Source organism: Streptomyces sp. NBC_01352 (assembly GCF_036237295.1).
Lineage (GTDB): Bacteria > Actinomycetota > Actinomycetes > Streptomycetales > Streptomycetaceae > Streptomyces > Streptomyces plumbiresistens.
The window spans coordinates 3,437,967-3,452,513 of sequence record NZ_CP108354.1 but is presented as its reverse complement, the minus strand read 5'-3'; the positions used below and the strand labels follow the sequence as shown (position 1 = coordinate 3,452,513).

10 protein-coding genes are annotated in these 14,547 nt (G+C 70.7%); 7 read left to right on the top strand and 3 right to left on the bottom strand.

The annotated features are described in order from the left end of the window. Positions 1 to 53: 53 nt before the first annotated feature. Positions 54 to 2,813 (bottom strand): LamG-like jellyroll fold domain-containing protein, encoded by a 2,760-nt coding sequence (locus tag OG252_RS16025; RefSeq protein ID WP_329336813.1) that lies wholly within the window; start codon positions 2,811 to 2,813, stop codon positions 54 to 56. Next, positions 2,810 to 3,823 carry a GDP-mannose 4,6-dehydratase gene (gene gmd, locus OG252_RS16020; RefSeq protein WP_266433139.1) on the bottom strand — a complete coding sequence of 338 codons (1,014 nt, stop codon included), beginning with the start codon at positions 3,821 to 3,823 and terminating at the stop codon, positions 2,810 to 2,812. Before gmd ends, OG252_RS16025 begins: the two co-directional genes overlap by 4 nt. A gap of 104 nt (positions 3,824 to 3,927) precedes the next feature. Here gmd and OG252_RS16015 point away from each other — a divergent pair, with 104 nt between their 5' ends. Further along, the gene (locus tag OG252_RS16015; protein ID WP_266433137.1) at positions 3,928 to 4,920 is read left to right on the top strand and encodes a GDP-L-fucose synthase family protein; all 993 of its coding nucleotides are present in this window, start codon (positions 3,928 to 3,930) and stop codon (positions 4,918 to 4,920) included. A 129-nt stretch (positions 4,921 to 5,049) separates the two neighbouring features. On the opposite strand, the gene OG252_RS16010 is transcribed toward OG252_RS16015, so the two are convergent. Beyond that, positions 5,050 to 6,360 carry an exopolysaccharide biosynthesis polyprenyl glycosylphosphotransferase gene (locus OG252_RS16010; protein WP_329336809.1) on the bottom strand — a complete coding sequence of 437 codons (1,311 nt, stop codon included), beginning with the start codon at positions 6,358 to 6,360 and terminating at the stop codon, positions 5,050 to 5,052. Between the two features lie 595 nt (positions 6,361 to 6,955). On the opposite strand from OG252_RS16010, the gene OG252_RS16005 reads away from it, so the two are divergent. From OG252_RS16005 to OG252_RS15980, 6 genes are all read left to right on the top strand, one after another. Next, positions 6,956 to 8,887 (top strand): acyl-CoA dehydrogenase family protein, encoded by a 1,932-nt coding sequence (locus tag OG252_RS16005; RefSeq protein ID WP_329336807.1) that lies wholly within the window; start codon positions 6,956 to 6,958, stop codon positions 8,885 to 8,887. Between the two features lie 106 nt (positions 8,888 to 8,993). Then, complete coding sequence (dxr, locus tag OG252_RS16000) at positions 8,994 to 10,250, top strand: 1-deoxy-D-xylulose-5-phosphate reductoisomerase (protein WP_329336805.1); 1,257 nt, start codon at positions 8,994 to 8,996, stop codon at positions 10,248 to 10,250. Positions 10,251 to 10,258: 8 nt separating this feature from the next. After that, positions 10,259 to 11,551, top strand: a complete 1,293-nt coding sequence (locus OG252_RS15995; protein ID WP_329345147.1) for a M50 family metallopeptidase — start codon at positions 10,259 to 10,261, stop codon at positions 11,549 to 11,551. A gap of 170 nt (positions 11,552 to 11,721) precedes the next feature. Continuing rightward, entirely contained in the window at positions 11,722 to 12,879 is a 1,158-nt protein-coding gene (gene ispG, locus OG252_RS15990; RefSeq protein WP_329336802.1) for a flavodoxin-dependent (E)-4-hydroxy-3-methylbut-2-enyl-diphosphate synthase, read from the top strand. 195 nt (positions 12,880 to 13,074) lie between these two features. After that, positions 13,075 to 13,923 carry a GNAT family N-acetyltransferase gene (locus OG252_RS15985; protein ID WP_266433126.1) on the top strand — a complete coding sequence of 283 codons (849 nt, stop codon included), beginning with the start codon at positions 13,075 to 13,077 and terminating at the stop codon, positions 13,921 to 13,923. Between the two features lie 41 nt (positions 13,924 to 13,964). Beyond that, positions 13,965 to 14,495: a GNAT family N-acetyltransferase gene (locus OG252_RS15980; RefSeq protein ID WP_266433124.1), complete on the top strand. Its 531-nt coding sequence runs from the start codon at positions 13,965 to 13,967 to the stop codon at positions 14,493 to 14,495. Positions 14,496 to 14,547 lie beyond the last annotated feature (52 nt).

The following is a 14,547-nucleotide window of genomic DNA, read 5'->3' as shown; positions in this document are numbered from 1 at the left end:
CGGGCGGCCCGGGGGAGGGGTGGCCGGACCGCCCGGCTGATCGGGTAGCCGGCTCAGGACGGGCTGAAGGTGAGCACGAGCTCGGGCCGGTATTCCGTGGTGCCGTACTCGCCGGACCACAGCCACAGCGCGTCGGTACCGGCACTGGTCAGCGCCACCGACGTCGTCGACCCCAGCAGGCTGTCCAGCCCGCCTGTGTCCAGGGCCACTTCGTAGTCGGTCGACACCGCGTCGGGCGCCGCCAGCGTGCCCAGGACGGTCGGGGACAGGGCGGGACGGTTGGCGTACGTGACCCCCGTCTCGGTCCAGTCCCCGGTCACCGGCACCACGTCGAACGAGTCCGCGGACCCGGCCGTGCTGAGCGAGGTGGTCCGCAGCCTGAGCACCGCGCTCGTCAGCTCCGTGCCGCTGGGTGCGGCCGGCAGCGGGAAGCGCAGATAGCTGAGGTACGCGCTGGTGCCGCGCACCGCGAGCGAGGTCGACGTGCCGTAGTTGGTGCCGGTCGCCGAGGCGTTGACGTACGAGTCCTCCGAGGCGGGGACCGTCACCGACGACTCCTCGCCGCCGGACCCCGTGCCGAGGGCGTGGTGCGCGGCGACCTGCGCGGCGCCGAGCGCGCTCGGATACACGGCCGTCTCGTCGACCGTGCCCGCGAAGAACGCGCTCGTCGGGTTGGACGGCCACCCCGTGAGGGTGTCCCCGCCGACCCGCCAGAAGCCCGTGGTGTTCAGCGCGGTGGTCACCGTGTTGGAGCCGACCTGCGCCCCGTCCACGTACAGCGCCATGCCGTTCGCGCCCTGGGTGGCGGCCACGTGGTGCCAGGCGCCGTCGTTGTACGACCGCGTGGACAGCAGGGTCGCCTGGTTCCCGGCCCGCACGCTGCCCGTGCCGAAGCCGAGCTGACCGGCGTTCGTCATGTAGACGAGCCGGTCGGAGTTCCGGCTGAAGTACCCCTGTCCGGTACCGAAGTTGTCGCCGAAGCCGATGATCCGGCCACCGCTGGTGGTCGTCGTCCGGAACCAGGTCTCCACCGTGTACGTGTCCGGCCTGGCGTGCCGCTTCTCGCTGTACACGTACTCCGAGGTGCCGTTGAGCCCGAGCGCCGTACTGGATCCGGGAACCGCGGCCGGGGTCTGCCGGTACGACGGGGTGCTCACGTAGGCGCCGCCGTCGTCGGCCCCGCCGCTGTCGGCGGCGAAGGTGCCGGAGGACTCGTCGTAACGCCAGTACAAGCTCGCGCCGTCCGAGCGCACCCGCGCCGCGTAGACGTCCGCCGAACCCGCCGCCGTGGCGCTGCGCGCCGTAGACAGCGCGCTGGTGTTCCTGCCGTCGCTCGCCGTGATCCGGTACGAGTACGTGGCCCCGGCGGTCACCGAGGTGTCCGTCCACGACAGCTGCGGGCGCTCCCACGGCCGCGAGTACACGGTCGTGGTGTGGATCGGCGTGCTCGCCCCGTTGCGGTAGACCGCGTAGGTGAGATTGCCGTCGTCCAGGTCCTGGCTCGCCTGCCAGCGCACGTTCACACTGCCCGGCGTCTCGCTGGAGACCCACGCGGCCGGTGTACTGGGCGCCCCGGTGTCCGGGCCGGTGCCGAACCGGGTCAGGCTCTGCTGGGCCGAGCCGTTGACGGTCGTGAACTCGCCCGCCGCCCAGAGGAACGCGGAACCGCCGCTGTCGGCCAGAGTGAGCGCCCGCGGGCCGAGCTGCTCGCCCGTGCCCTCGTTGGTGTCCGGCGCCCAGGCAAGCAGTGTCGGATCGTTCACGCCCTGCGCGAGGAAGTGCTTGCGCTCGACGTTCGGGAACCAGCCCATGGAGGAGCAGTCGTGGGTGTGGTGCCCGCTGTACAGCACCTCCTGGTACACCGCGAGTGCCTGGTTGGCGCCCTGGCAGGTGTCCCGCCAGCGTTGCCCCCAGTCGCCGGTGTTCAGGGCGATGCGCCCGTCGAAGGAGGCGCCGCCCATGCCCTCGCCTGCCGCGTACACACCGGTGCCGTCGGTCACCAGGTCCTTGACGACGGCGCTGGCCGGGATGAAGCCGGTCGGATACGCGTGCTCCAGCGCGCCGGTGCCGCTGTCCACCACGGCCAGGGCGTGCGAGTTCGTGCCCTCGACGGCGGTGAAGTCCCCTGCGAGCACGACCTGTTCGCCGTCCTCGGTGACCTCGACCGCCCGCCCGGACAGGTCCGCGTCCGCGGTCCACGGGGTGAGCGCCCCGGCCGGGGTGAGCGCGGCGAAGCGCTGCCGTGCGGTGCTCCGTACGGTGGTGAAGTCGCCGCCCGCGTAGACGGTGCCGTCGGGCGCCACGTCCAGGGCGCGCACGGTCGCGTTGAAGGCCGGGTTGAACGCGGCGCGGGCCGCGCAGGTGTCGATGTCGACGGCCGCGAGCCCGTTCACCGCGACCCCGCTCACCGCGGTGAAGTAGCCGCCCGCGTAAAGGGTTTCACCGTCCGGCGAGACCGCGAGCGCCCGCACGGTCGCCGTTCCGGTGGTCCGGGTGAAGGACAGCGAACAGCTCGTCGGCGCCCCGGTCGCCGCGTCGAACGCCGCGAAGTTGACCGCCGACCGGGTGCCGGTGCCGCCGGAGGCGACCCCCGGCGGCCGGATCGTGGAGAAGGTGCCGCCCGCGAAGACCGTGCCGCCGCTCTCCGCGAGCGCCCACACGATCCCGTTGGTCTGCCAGGTGTCCAGATCCTCCGCGGTGAACGCGACCGGAGCGGTGACCGCGGCGGCCGGGGGCGCGGTGGCCGCCGTGCCGCCCAACAGCCCTGCTGTCAGGGCGAGTACGGCTGTCAGTGCCCGTCTCGCGCGTTTCATCTGTCTACCCGGACCGCGGTCCCGGCCAGCTCCTGCTCCAGCCGGGCCATATCGGCGTCGACCATGATCCGGGCCAGCTCGTGCACCCGCACCGAGGGCTTCCAGCCCAGCAGCTCCTCGGCCTTGGAGGCGTCCCCGATCAGCGCGTCGACCTCGCTGGGCCGCTCGTACTTGGGGTCGTAGCGTACGAACTCCCCCCACTCCAGGCCCACATGGGAGAAGGCCACCTCCAGGAACTGCCGTACGCTCGCGGCCTCGCCGGTGGCCACCACGTAGTCGTCCGGCACATCCCGCTGGAGCATCCGCCACATCGCCTCGACGTACTCCGGCGCGTACCCCCAGTCGCGCACCGCGTCGAGGTTGCCGAGGTGGAGACGGTCCTGCAGACCGGCCTTGATCCGGGCCACCGCCCGGGTGATCTTGCGGGTCACGAAGGTCTCTCCGCGGCGCGGCGACTCGTGGTTGAAGAGGATGCCGTTCACCGCGAACATGTCGTACGCCTCGCGGTAGTTGACGGTCGCCCAGTAGCCGAAGACCTTGGCGCAGCCGTACGGGCTGCGCGGGTGGAACGGCGTCCCCTCGTTCTGCGGGGGCGGGGTCGAGCCGTACATCTCGGAGGAGGACGCCTGGTACAGCCGCGTATGGATACCGCTCGCCCGCACCGCCTCCAGGAGCCTGATCGCACTCAGACCGGTCACGTCGCCCGTGTACAGCGGCGCGTCGAAGGAGACCCGGACATGGGACTGCGCGCCGAGGTTGTACACCTCGTCGGGCCTGAGGTCCCGCAGCAGGTTCACCAGCGCCACCCCGTCCGAGAGGTCCGCGTGGTGCAGGACGAAGGACCGCTCCGGCTGGTCCGGGCCCTGGTAGATGTGGTCGATCCGCTCGGTGTTGAAGCTCGACGACCGGCGGATCAGGCCGTGCACGGTGTACCCCTTGCTCAGCAGCAGCTCCGCCAGATACGAGCCGTCCTGACCGGTGACCCCGGTGATGAGTGCCGACTTGCCCATCCGTACCCCCCTCTGTGCGGCCGAAAAGGCCGCGTTTTCACATGAATTGATCAGAATTAAGCGGAACATCCCCCCGGCGGGCCGGTCGCTGACACAATCCGCCCATGACAGCTGACGCTCCGCCCCAGCCCCAGCCCACGTCCGAGCCCGAGCTCACGCCCAGGCCCTCCCTGCTTCCGCACCCGGCCCGGGTGTTCGTCGCGGGCCACCGCGGTCTGGTCGGGTCCGCGGTGGCCCGCCGGCTCGAGGCCGACGGGCACGAGGTGCTCACCCGCGGCAGGGACCAGCTCGATCTGCGCGACGCCGCGCGGACCGAATCCTTTCTGCGCGACGTCCGCCCGGACGCCGTCGTGCTGGCCGCCGCCAAGGTGGGCGGCATCATGGCCAACAGCACCTACCCGGTGCAGTTCCTGGAGGACAACCTCCGGATACAGCTGAGCGTCATCGCCGGCGCGCACACCGCCGAGGTGCCCCGGCTGCTGTTCCTGGGCTCGTCCTGCATCTACCCGAAGCTCGCCGAGCAGCCGATCCGCGAGGACTCCCTGCTCACCGGCCCGCTGGAGCCGACCAACGAGGCCTACGCCATCGCCAAGATCGCCGGCATCTCCCAGGTCCAGTCGTACCGCCGCCAGTACGGCGCCGCGTACATCAGCGCCATGCCGACCAACCTCTACGGCCCCGGCGACAACTTCGACCTGGCCACCTCGCACGTACTGCCCGCGCTGATCCGCCGCTTCCACGAGGCCCGCGAGAGCGGCGCCCCCGAGGTCGTGCTGTGGGGCACCGGCACCCCGCGCCGGGAGTTCCTGCACGTCGACGACGTGGCCGCGGCCTGCGCCCTGCTCCTGCAGCGCTACGACGACGAGGGCCCCGTCAACATCGGATGCGGCGAGGACCTCCCGATCCGCGAACTCGCCGAGCTGGTCCGCGAGGTGACGGGCTATCAGGGCGAGATCGTCTGGGACACGACCAAGCCCGACGGCACCCCGCGCAAACTCCTGGACGTCTCCCGCCTGACCGCCCTCGGCTTCAAGCCGTCCGTGGACCTCCGGGACGGCATCGCATCGACGTACAAGTGGTGGCTCGCCCAGCACTGAACATCCCACGGTTCCACCGCGCCCCAAAGGGGCGCGGGCAGTATCGATATGCGGCTCCGCCGCGCGGGCGCGACCAGCCCCAACGGGCCCGCAGTCAGACAACGACCTCATCCGGCTCCCCCTGCGGAGCTAATACGCCCCGCGGCCGTCGACGACGGCGCGCAGGGTGCGGGTCATGATCAGTACGTCCGCGGCGACCGACCAGTTGTCCACGTACCAGAGGTCCAGCGCCACCGTCTCGTCCCAGGACAGGTCGGAACGCCCGCTGACCTGCCACAACCCGGTCATGCCGGGCTTGACCGCGAGGCGCCGGTGCTCGGTGCGGCTGTAGCGGGCGACCTCGTCGGGCAGCGGCGGACGCGGCCCAATCAGGGACATGTCACCAAGAAGTACGTTGAAGAGCTGCGGCAACTCGTCCAGGGACAGCCGGCGCAGCACCGCCCCGAGGCGGGTGACGCGAGGATCCCGGCGCATCTTGAACATCCGCCCGTTGTGCCGGCCGGCCGCGTCCGGGGCGAGCTCGGCCCGGCGGGCCTCCGCGTCGGCGACCATGGTGCGGAACTTCCACATGGTGAACGGCCGCCCGCCCTGCCCGCACCGCGTCTGCCGATGGAAGACCGGGCCGGGCGACGAGCAGCGCACGGCGAGCGCGAGCCCACCGAGCAGCGGCGCCAGCGCCAGGAGCCCGAGCAGCGCCCCCGTCCGGTCCAGCAGCGACTTCAGCCACGGCTGCCCGAACTCCTGGGCGGGCGGCGCCACCTGAAGCACCGTCAGCCCCGCCGCCGAGCTTGGCCGCACCCGCGCCTCGGCGACCTCCGCCAGGCCCGGGACCACGGCCAGCTGCAGTCCCGCCCCGTGCAGCGCCCAGGACACGTGCCGCAGCCGCTCGCCGGTCATCCGCAGCCCCGGCACCACCAGGGCCACCTCCGCCCCGGAGGCCTCCACGGCCCGCAGGACGACGTCGGCGTCCTGGCTGTGGTCCGAGGTCAGCGGAGTCAGCCGGTCCATCACCGGCATCCCGCACCCCAGGGCCTGGAACCCGACCGGCACCGCCCCCACCACCACGTACGGATGGTCCGTACGGGATGCGAGCCGCCCCACCACCTGATCCACGGAGGCCGGCTCCCCCACCACCAGCGCCCGGCGCACCGCCCGCGCCTCGCGCCGCTGGCGGTTGAGATGCAGCCGAGTGAGCGGCGCGACCGTAGCCGTCAGGAGCAGCCCCGGGACCAGAGCGACCAGTGCCGGCGTCGGCCGGGGCCCGTTCTCCAGGTCGGACAGGACCAGTGCCAGCGCCAGGAGCCCGGCGAACAGCACCCAGTCCCGCACGGCCGCCAGCACGCCCCACGACTCACCTAACCGCTGCTCCGCGTACCGGCCCCGCATCGCCCGGACGGCCGCCCACACCCCCGCGCCCACCAGTCCGCCGACGACGGGCATCTCCTGCGCGTCCGCCTCCAGCGCCGCGGCCAGCGGAACACCGATCCCACAGGTGTCGGTGACGACCGTGAGTGGTCGGTACCAGCGCGCCTTGCCGTCGCCGGGCTGCCTCTTCGGCCGCTGTAAGCCCTTCGGCCGCTCTAAGCCCTTCGGCCGCGACCGGTCAGGTCGCGGTCTCGCCGGACCGTCCTCCTCCACAACCCCCTGGACGGTTCCCGGTTCCCCGGCCGACTCCGACATGCCGACATCCCGCATGCGCTGCCCCCCAGCCACACGTCGCCGTCACGAGCACATCCGTCACTTGTTTCCCCACCGAACGGATGTGCCCAAGTGATCGAAGAACTTAGGGCACATCTGTGTTGGTTGACTGGCGTTTCCGAGGAATTCACAAGAATCTGGTGAAGGAGTTGCCGGAGGGTCTTCACGCAACCGCCACGATATGTGACGGAAAATAACGGGGAAAGTACGGATGGCCAACGGGTGGACCGAGCGCGAGGGGTGGTCGGGTCGCCCGCTATCGGGTACATACGATCCAGTAGCACCGGTCAGTAACGTAACGGACCCAAGATCCCGATTCGCGGCGAGGTGAGCCTCAATGTCCGCAGCACCCACCCAACCCACCGTCACCGAGCGTGAAGCACGCCAGGTGGCGGAGGCCGCCCGGGAACAGGACTGGCGCAAGCCCAGCTTCGCCAAGGAACTGTTCCTCGGCCGCTTCCGGCTCGACCTCATCCACCCCCACCCGATGCCGCCCGACGAGGCCGCCCAGCGCGGCGAGGAGTTTCTCGCCAAGCTGCGGGACTTCTGCGAGACGAAGATCGACTCGGCGCGGATCGAGCGCGACGCGCGGATCCCCGACGAGACGATCAACGGGCTCAAGGAGCTCGGCGCCCTCGGCATGAAGATCGACACCAAGTACGGCGGCCTCGGCCTCACGCAGGTCTACTACAACAAGGCCCTTGCCCTGGTCGGCTCGGCCAACCCGGCGATCGGCGCCCTGCTGTCCGCTCATCAGTCGATCGGCGTACCGCAGCCGCTGAAGATGTTCGGCACCCAGGAGCAGAAGGACACCTTCCTGCCGCGCCTGGCCCGCACCGACATCTCTGCGTTCCTGCTGACGGAACCGGACGTCGGCTCCGACCCCGCGCGCCTGGCCACGTCCGCCGTCCCCGACGGCGACGACTACGTCCTCGACGGGGTCAAGCTGTGGACCACCAACGGCGTGGTCGCCGACCTGCTCGTCGTCATGGCCCGCGTGCCCAGGTCCGAGGGCCACAAGGGCGGCATCACCGCCTTCGTCGTCGAGGCCGCCTCCGAGGGCATCACGGTCGAGAACCGCAACGCCTTCATGGGCCTGCGCGGACTGGAGAACGGCGTCACCCGCTTCCACCAGGTCCGCGTCCCCGCCGCCAACCGTATCGGCCCGGAGGGCGCCGGCCTCAAGATCGCCCTCACCACCCTGAACACCGGGCGCCTCTCGCTGCCCGCCATGTGCGTCGGCGCCGGAAAGTGGTGTCTGAAGATCGCCCGCGAGTGGTCGGCGGCCCGCGAACAGTGGGGCAAGCCGGTCGCCTTCCACGAGGCGGTCGGCTCGAAGATCAGCTTCATCGCGGCGACCACCTTCGCCCTGGAGGCCGTACTCGACCTGGCGTCCCAGATGGCGGACGAGGACCGCAACGACATCCGCATCGAGGCGGCCCTCGCCAAGCTCTACGGCTCCGAGATGGCCTGCCTGATGGCCGACGAACTGGTCCAGATCAGGGGCGGCCGCGGCTTCGAGACGGCCGAGTCGCTGGCGGCCCGCGGCGAACGCGCGGTCCCCGCCGAACAGATCCTGCGCGACCTGCGCATCAACCGGATCTTCGAGGGCTCCACCGAGATCATGCACCTGCTGATCGCCCGTGAGGCCGTCGACGCCCACCTGTCGGTCGCGGGCGACCTGATCGACCCGGAGAAGTCCCTGTCGGACAAGGCGAAGGCGGGCGCCCAGGCCGGTGCCTTCTACGCCAAGTGGCTGCCCAAGCTGGTCACGGGGGCGGGCCAACTCCCGAACTCCTACAGCGAGTTCAAGCACGAGGTCGACCTCTCCCCGCACCTGCGCTATGTCGAACGCACCGCCCGCAAACTCGCCCGCTCCACCTTCTACGCCATGTCCCGCTGGCAGGGCCGGATGGAGACCAAGCAGGGCTTCCTGGGCCGGATCGTCGACATCGGCGCCGAACTGTTCGCGATGAGCGCGGCCTGCGTACGCGCGGAGCTCCTGCGCTCCACCGAGGACCACGGCCGCGAGGCCTACCAACTGGCCGACGTCTTCTGCCGCCAGTCCCGCATCCGCGTCGAGGAACTCTTCGGCCGCCTGTGGAGCAACACCGACGACCTCGACCGCACGGTCGTCAAGGGCGTGCTCTCCGGCACGTACGAGTGGCTGGAGCAGGGCATCGTCGACCCGTCGGGCGAGGGACCGTGGATCGCGGACGCGACGCCGGGGCCGAGCAAGAAGGAGAACGTGCACCGCCCGATCCGGTAGGCGGCCCGTGACCGGACATGACCGGGTGTCCCTCTCGGCCCCCCCGTGCGGGGGACGAGAGGGACGCGCTGTCCTCACACACCGTCCTTACGGCAACAATGGAGGGATGAGCGACAGTCCAGCCCCTCTCGCCGACCCCCACCTGGTCTACGACCCCGTGGCGGGCGACGGGCCGAAGGATGTGGTGATCCTCGGCTCCACCGGCTCCATCGGCACCCAGGCCATCGACCTCGTGCTGCGCAACCCCGACCGGTTCCGGGTCACCGGCCTCTCGGCCAACGGCGGCCGGATCGCCCTCCTCGCCGAGCAGGCACACCAGCTGCGGGTACGGACCGTCGCGGTCGCCCGCGAGGACGTCGTACCGGCCCTGCGCGAGGCCCTGAGCGACCGGTACGGCACCGGCGAGCCGCTGCCCGAGATCCTCGCCGGACCCGACGCGGCCACTCAGGTCGCCGCCTCCGACTGCCACACCGTCCTGAACGGCATCACCGGCTCCATCGGCCTCGCCCCGACCCTCGCCGCCCTGGAGGCGGGCCGCACCCTCGCGCTCGCCAACAAGGAGTCGCTCATCGTGGGCGGCCCGCTGGTCAAGGCCCTTGCCAAGCCCGGGCAGATCATCCCGGTGGACTCCGAGCACGCGGCACTGTTCCAGGCACTGGCGTCCGGCACGAGAGCGGACGTGCGCAAGCTCGTCGTCACCGCCTCCGGGGGCCCCTTCCGCGGCCGTACGAAGGCCGAGCTGGCGGACGTCACCGTCGAGGACGCCCTCGCGCACCCCACCTGGGCCATGGGCCCGGTGATCACGATCAACTCCGCGACCCTCGTCAACAAGGGCCTGGAGGTCATCGAGGCACACCTCCTCTACGACATTCCCTTCGATCGGATTGAGGTGGTCGTGCACCCGCAGTCGTATGTCCACTCGATGGTTGAGTTCACGGACGGATCCACGATCGCCCAGGCGACGCCCCCCGACATGCGCGGGCCGATCGCCATCGGCCTCGGCTGGCCTGAACGCGTCCCGGACGCGGCGCCCGCCTTCGACTGGAGCAAGGCGTCGACCTGGGAGTTCTTCCCGCTCGACAACGACGCGTTCCCGTCGGTGAACCTGGCGCGACACGTGGGCGAGCTCGCGGGCACGGCCCCGGCGGTGTTCAATGCCGCCAACGAGGAGTGCGTCGAGGCCTTCCGGGCCGGCGCGCTGCCGTTCGACGGGATCATGGAGACCGTGACCCGGGTGGTGGACGAGCACGGAATCCCGCGCGCGGGAACCTCGCTCACCGTCCCGGACGTCCTCGAAGCGGAGACCTGGGCACGGACCCGGGCCCGGCAACTGGCGGCACAGACGGCGGAGGCCCGTGCATGACGACCCTGATGTTCATCCTCGGCATAGTGGTCTTCGCCGTGGGCCTGCTGGTGTCGATCGCCTGGCACGAGCTGGGGCACCTGTCCACCGCCAAGCTCTTCGGCATCCGTGTGCCGCAGTACATGGTCGGCTTCGGCCCGACCATCTTCTCCCGCAGGAAGGGCGACACCGAGTACGGCATCAAGGCCATCCCGTTCGGCGGCTACATCCGCATGATCGGCATGTTCCCGCCCGGCCCGGACGGCCGCCTGGAGGCCCGCTCCACCTCGCCCTGGCGCGGCATGATCGAGGACGCCCGCTCGGCGGCCTTCGAGGAACTGCGCCCGGGTGACGAGACCCGCCTCTTCTACACCCGCAAGCCCTGGAAACGGGTCATCGTGATGTTCGCGGGCCCGTTCATGAACCTGATCCTCGCGGTGGCCCTGTTCCTCACCGTCCTCATGGGCTTCGGCATCTCCCAGCAGACCAACACGGTCAGCTCGGTCTCCCAGTGCGTCATCGCCCAGAGCCAGAACCGCGACGACTGCAGGAAGTCCGACCCGGCCTCCCCGGCCGCGGCCGCCGGCCTCAAGGCGGGCGACGAGATCGTCTCCTTCGCCGGTGTGAAGACCGACGACTGGAACAAGCTCTCCGACCTCATCCGCGCCAACCCCGACAAGGAGGTGGCGATCGTCGTCGACCGCAAGGGTGAGGAAGTGACCCTGCACGCGAAGATCGCCTCCAACCAGGTCGCCAAGAAGGACTCCAGCGGCCAGTACGTCCAGGGCGAGTACGTCACCGCCGGCTTCCTCGGCTTCAGCGCCGCCACCGGCATCGTCAAACAGGACTTCGGCGACTCCGTGACCTGGATGGGCGACCGCGTCGCCGACGCCGTCGACTCCCTCGCCGCCATCCCGAGCAAGATCCCCGCCCTGTGGGACGCGGCCTTCGGCGACGGCGTGCGCGAGCCGGACTCCCCGATGGGCGTGGTCGGCGCGGCCCGCGTCGGCGGCGAGATCTTCACCCTGGACATCCCCGCGACCCAGCAACTGGCCATGGCCCTGATGCTGGTCGCCGGCTTCAACCTCTCCCTGTTCCTCTTCAACATGCTCCCGCTGCTGCCCCTCGACGGCGGCCACATCGCGGGCGCCCTGTGGGAGGCCCTGCGCCGCAACGCGGCGAAGGTGCTGCGCCGGCCGGACCCGGGCCCGTTCGACGTGGCGAAGCTGATGCCGGTCGCCTATGTGGTCGCCGGGATCTTCATCTGCTTCACGATCCTGGTCCTGATCGCGGACGTGGTTAACCCGGTGAGAATCTCCTAGCCACCAGGAGTTCGCGGCGGCCCGGCATGGTGGATGCCGGGCCGCCTCCCATCGAGTGGGTTTACGGGCAGTGATGTGCTCGCGCCCAGGCACGTGCCGTAATCTCGAAGCCTGGAGCCCGCCGCTGACGGGACCGGGACCTTGATCCACGACTTGGGGTTGCACAGCAGATGACTGCGATTTCTCTCGGCATGCCGTCCGTTCCGACCAGGCTCGCCGAGCGCCGGAAGAGCCGGCAGATCCAGGTCGGAACCGTCGCGGTCGGCGGTGACGCCCCGGTGTCCGTGCAGTCGATGACCACGACCCGCACCTCCGACATCGGCGCCACGCTCCAGCAGATCGCCGAGCTCACCGCCTCCGGCTGCCAGATCGTCCGCGTGGCCTGCCCGACCCAGGACGACGCCGACGCCCTCGCGACCATCGCCCGCAAGTCGCAGATCCCGGTCATCGCCGACATCCACTTCCAGCCCAAGTACGTCTTCGCGGCCATCGAGGCAGGCTGCGCCGCGGTCCGCGTGAACCCCGGCAACATCAAGCAGTTCGACGACAAGGTCAAGGAGATCGCCAGGGCGGCGAAGGACCACGGCACCCCGATCCGCATCGGCGTGAACGCGGGCTCGCTGGACCGGCGCCTGCTCCAGAAGTACGGCAAGGCGACCCCCGAGGCGCTGGCCGAATCCGCCCTGTGGGAGGCGTCCCTCTTCGAGGAGCACGACTTCCGGGACATCAAGATCTCCGTCAAGCACAACGACCCGGTCGTGATGGTCGAGGCGTACCGCCAGCTCGCCGCCCAGTGCGACTACCCCCTCCACCTCGGTGTGACGGAGGCCGGCCCCGCCTTCCAGGGCACGATCAAGTCGGCGGTCGCCTTCGGCGCGCTGCTCAGCCAGGGCATCGGCGACACGATCCGCGTCTCCCTGTCGGCCCCGCCGGTCGAGGAGGTCAAGGTCGGCAACCAGATCCTGGAGTCGCTCAACCTCAGGCAGCGCGGCCTGGAGATCGTCTCCTGCCCGTCCTGCGGCCGCGCCCAGGTCGACGTCTACAAGCTGGCCGAGGAAGTCACCGCCGGCCTGACCGGCATGGAGGTCCCGCTCCGCGTCGCCGTCATGGGCTGCGTCGTCAACGGCCCGGGCGAGGCCCGCGAGGCCGACCTCGGCGTCGCCTCCGGCAACGGCAAGGGCCAGATCTTCGTCAAGGGAGAGGTCATCAAGACCGTCCCCGAGTCCAAGATCGTCGAGACCCTCATCGAGGAGGCCTTGAAGCTGGCCGAACAGATGGAGGCGGACGGGGTGGCGTCGGGCGAGCCGTCGATCTCGGTCGCGGGCTGACCCTTCAGCCCGTCCGGCGTTTGAGGACGAGGCCCCTTCAGGGCCGACAGCGGGGGTCTGGGGGCGGCAGCCCCCAGGGACGGGACGGCAGCCGACGGTCACCGGCAAACAAGCGGCACCGAACACAGGGCGACGCTGCTCAGCTTCCGCAGGTACAGTGCGGAGATCAGCAGATCCCAGTGTGAGGCCCCGCCCGTGTTGACCCAGACGACCTCCCGGGTCCTCGAACCGAGCGACCTGGACGCCGCGCTCGCCGTCCTGAACCGTGAGCCGGTCGCGAACGCCTTCGTGACGTCCCGGGTGCAGATCGCCGGACTCGACCCGTGGCGGCTCGGCGGCGAGATGTGGGGCTGGTACGAGGACGGCATGCTGACGTCCCTGTGCTACGCCGGTGCCAACCTGGTCCCGATCTGCGCGACCCCCCGGGCCGTACGCGCCTTCGCCGACCGCGCCCGCAGGGCCGGCCGCCGCTGCTCCTCCGTCGTCGGCCCGGCCGAAGCGACCTCCCTGCTCTGGCGGTTGCTGGAACCGAACTGGGGCCCGGCCCGCGAGGTCCGCCCGCACCAGCCGCTCATGGTCACCGACCGCGCGTCCACCACGATCGCCCCGGACCCCTACGTCCGTCGCATCCGCAAGGACGAGATGGACACGATCATGCCGGCGTGCGTGGCGATGTTCACCGAGGAGGTCGGCGTCTCGCCGATGGCGGGGGACGGCGGGCTGCTGTACCAGGCCCGAGTCGCCGAACTCGTCGGCTCCGGCCGCTCCTTCGCCCGCCTCGACGCCGACGGCAAGGTCGTCTTCAAGGCCGAGATCGGCGCCGCGACGGACCGCGCCTGCCAGATCCAGGGCGTGTGGGTGGCCCCCGAGTACCGGGGGAGGGGCCTGGCGGCTCCGGGCATGGCGGCGGTCCTGCGCTACGCCCTCGCGGACGTGGCCCCGGTGGTCAGCCTGTACGTGAACGACTTCAACACGGCGGCGAGGCGGACGTACCGCAGGGTGGGCTTCCAGGAGGTCGGCGAGTTCATGAGCGTCCTGTTCTGACCGGACCGACCTCCGCCGAAACCCCCCTGTAGGCTCCCCGCATGGACCTCGTCATCGGCCCCTTGAACCTCTCCACCCACGTAGACGAGGCCCTGGCCGTCCAAGCCCTCGCCTTCGGACTCGGCCCCGACGAGGTCGCCGTACGCCGCCAGATCGTCCTGCGCCACATGACCTACCCGGGCGCGCGGGCCTTCGGCGCCACCACCAAAGGCCGCCTCGTCGGCTTCGTGTACGGCATGCCCAACGACCGCACCCACTGGTGGTCCACGGTCGTCGAGCCGTACCTCCGCGCCAGGCACTGCGACGACTGGCTCGACGACTCCTTCGTGATCACCGAGCTGCACGTCCACCCGCACCACCAGAACCGTGGCATCGGCCGCGCGCTGATCACCACGATCACCGACACCGCCGCCGAACCCCGCTCGATCCTCTCCGCGATCGACCAGGACAGCCCGGCCCGTGGCCTCTACCACTCCCTCGGCTACCAGGACCTCGCCCGCCAGGTCCTGTTCCCCAGCGCCCCGAAGCCGTACGCCGTGATGGGCGCCCCCCTGCCGCTGCGCCGCCGCTAACCGATTTCCACCGCCACGTACCCCCCGGCTAACCTCCTGCCATCACCCCACT

Coding starts and splice junctions, on each gene's coding strand:
- ispG (WP_329336802.1), top strand. CDS start 11,722: ATGACTGCGATTTCTCTCGGCATGCCGTCCGTTCCGACCAGGCTCGCC.
- gmd (WP_266433139.1), bottom strand. CDS start 3,823: ATGGGCAAGTCGGCACTCATCACCGGGGTCACCGGTCAGGACGGCTCG.
- OG252_RS16015 (WP_266433137.1), top strand. CDS start 3,928: ATGACAGCTGACGCTCCGCCCCAGCCCCAGCCCACGTCCGAGCCCGAG.
- dxr (WP_329336805.1), top strand. CDS start 8,994: ATGAGCGACAGTCCAGCCCCTCTCGCCGACCCCCACCTGGTCTACGAC.
- OG252_RS16005 (WP_329336807.1), top strand. CDS start 6,956: ATGTCCGCAGCACCCACCCAACCCACCGTCACCGAGCGTGAAGCACGC.
- OG252_RS15980 (WP_266433124.1), top strand. CDS start 13,965: ATGGACCTCGTCATCGGCCCCTTGAACCTCTCCACCCACGTAGACGAG.
- OG252_RS16025 (WP_329336813.1), bottom strand. CDS start 2,813: ATGAAACGCGCGAGACGGGCACTGACAGCCGTACTCGCCCTGACAGCA.
- OG252_RS16010 (WP_329336809.1), bottom strand. CDS start 6,360: ATGCCCGTCGTCGGCGGACTGGTGGGCGCGGGGGTGTGGGCGGCCGTC.
- OG252_RS15995 (WP_329345147.1), top strand. CDS start 10,259: ATGTTCATCCTCGGCATAGTGGTCTTCGCCGTGGGCCTGCTGGTGTCG.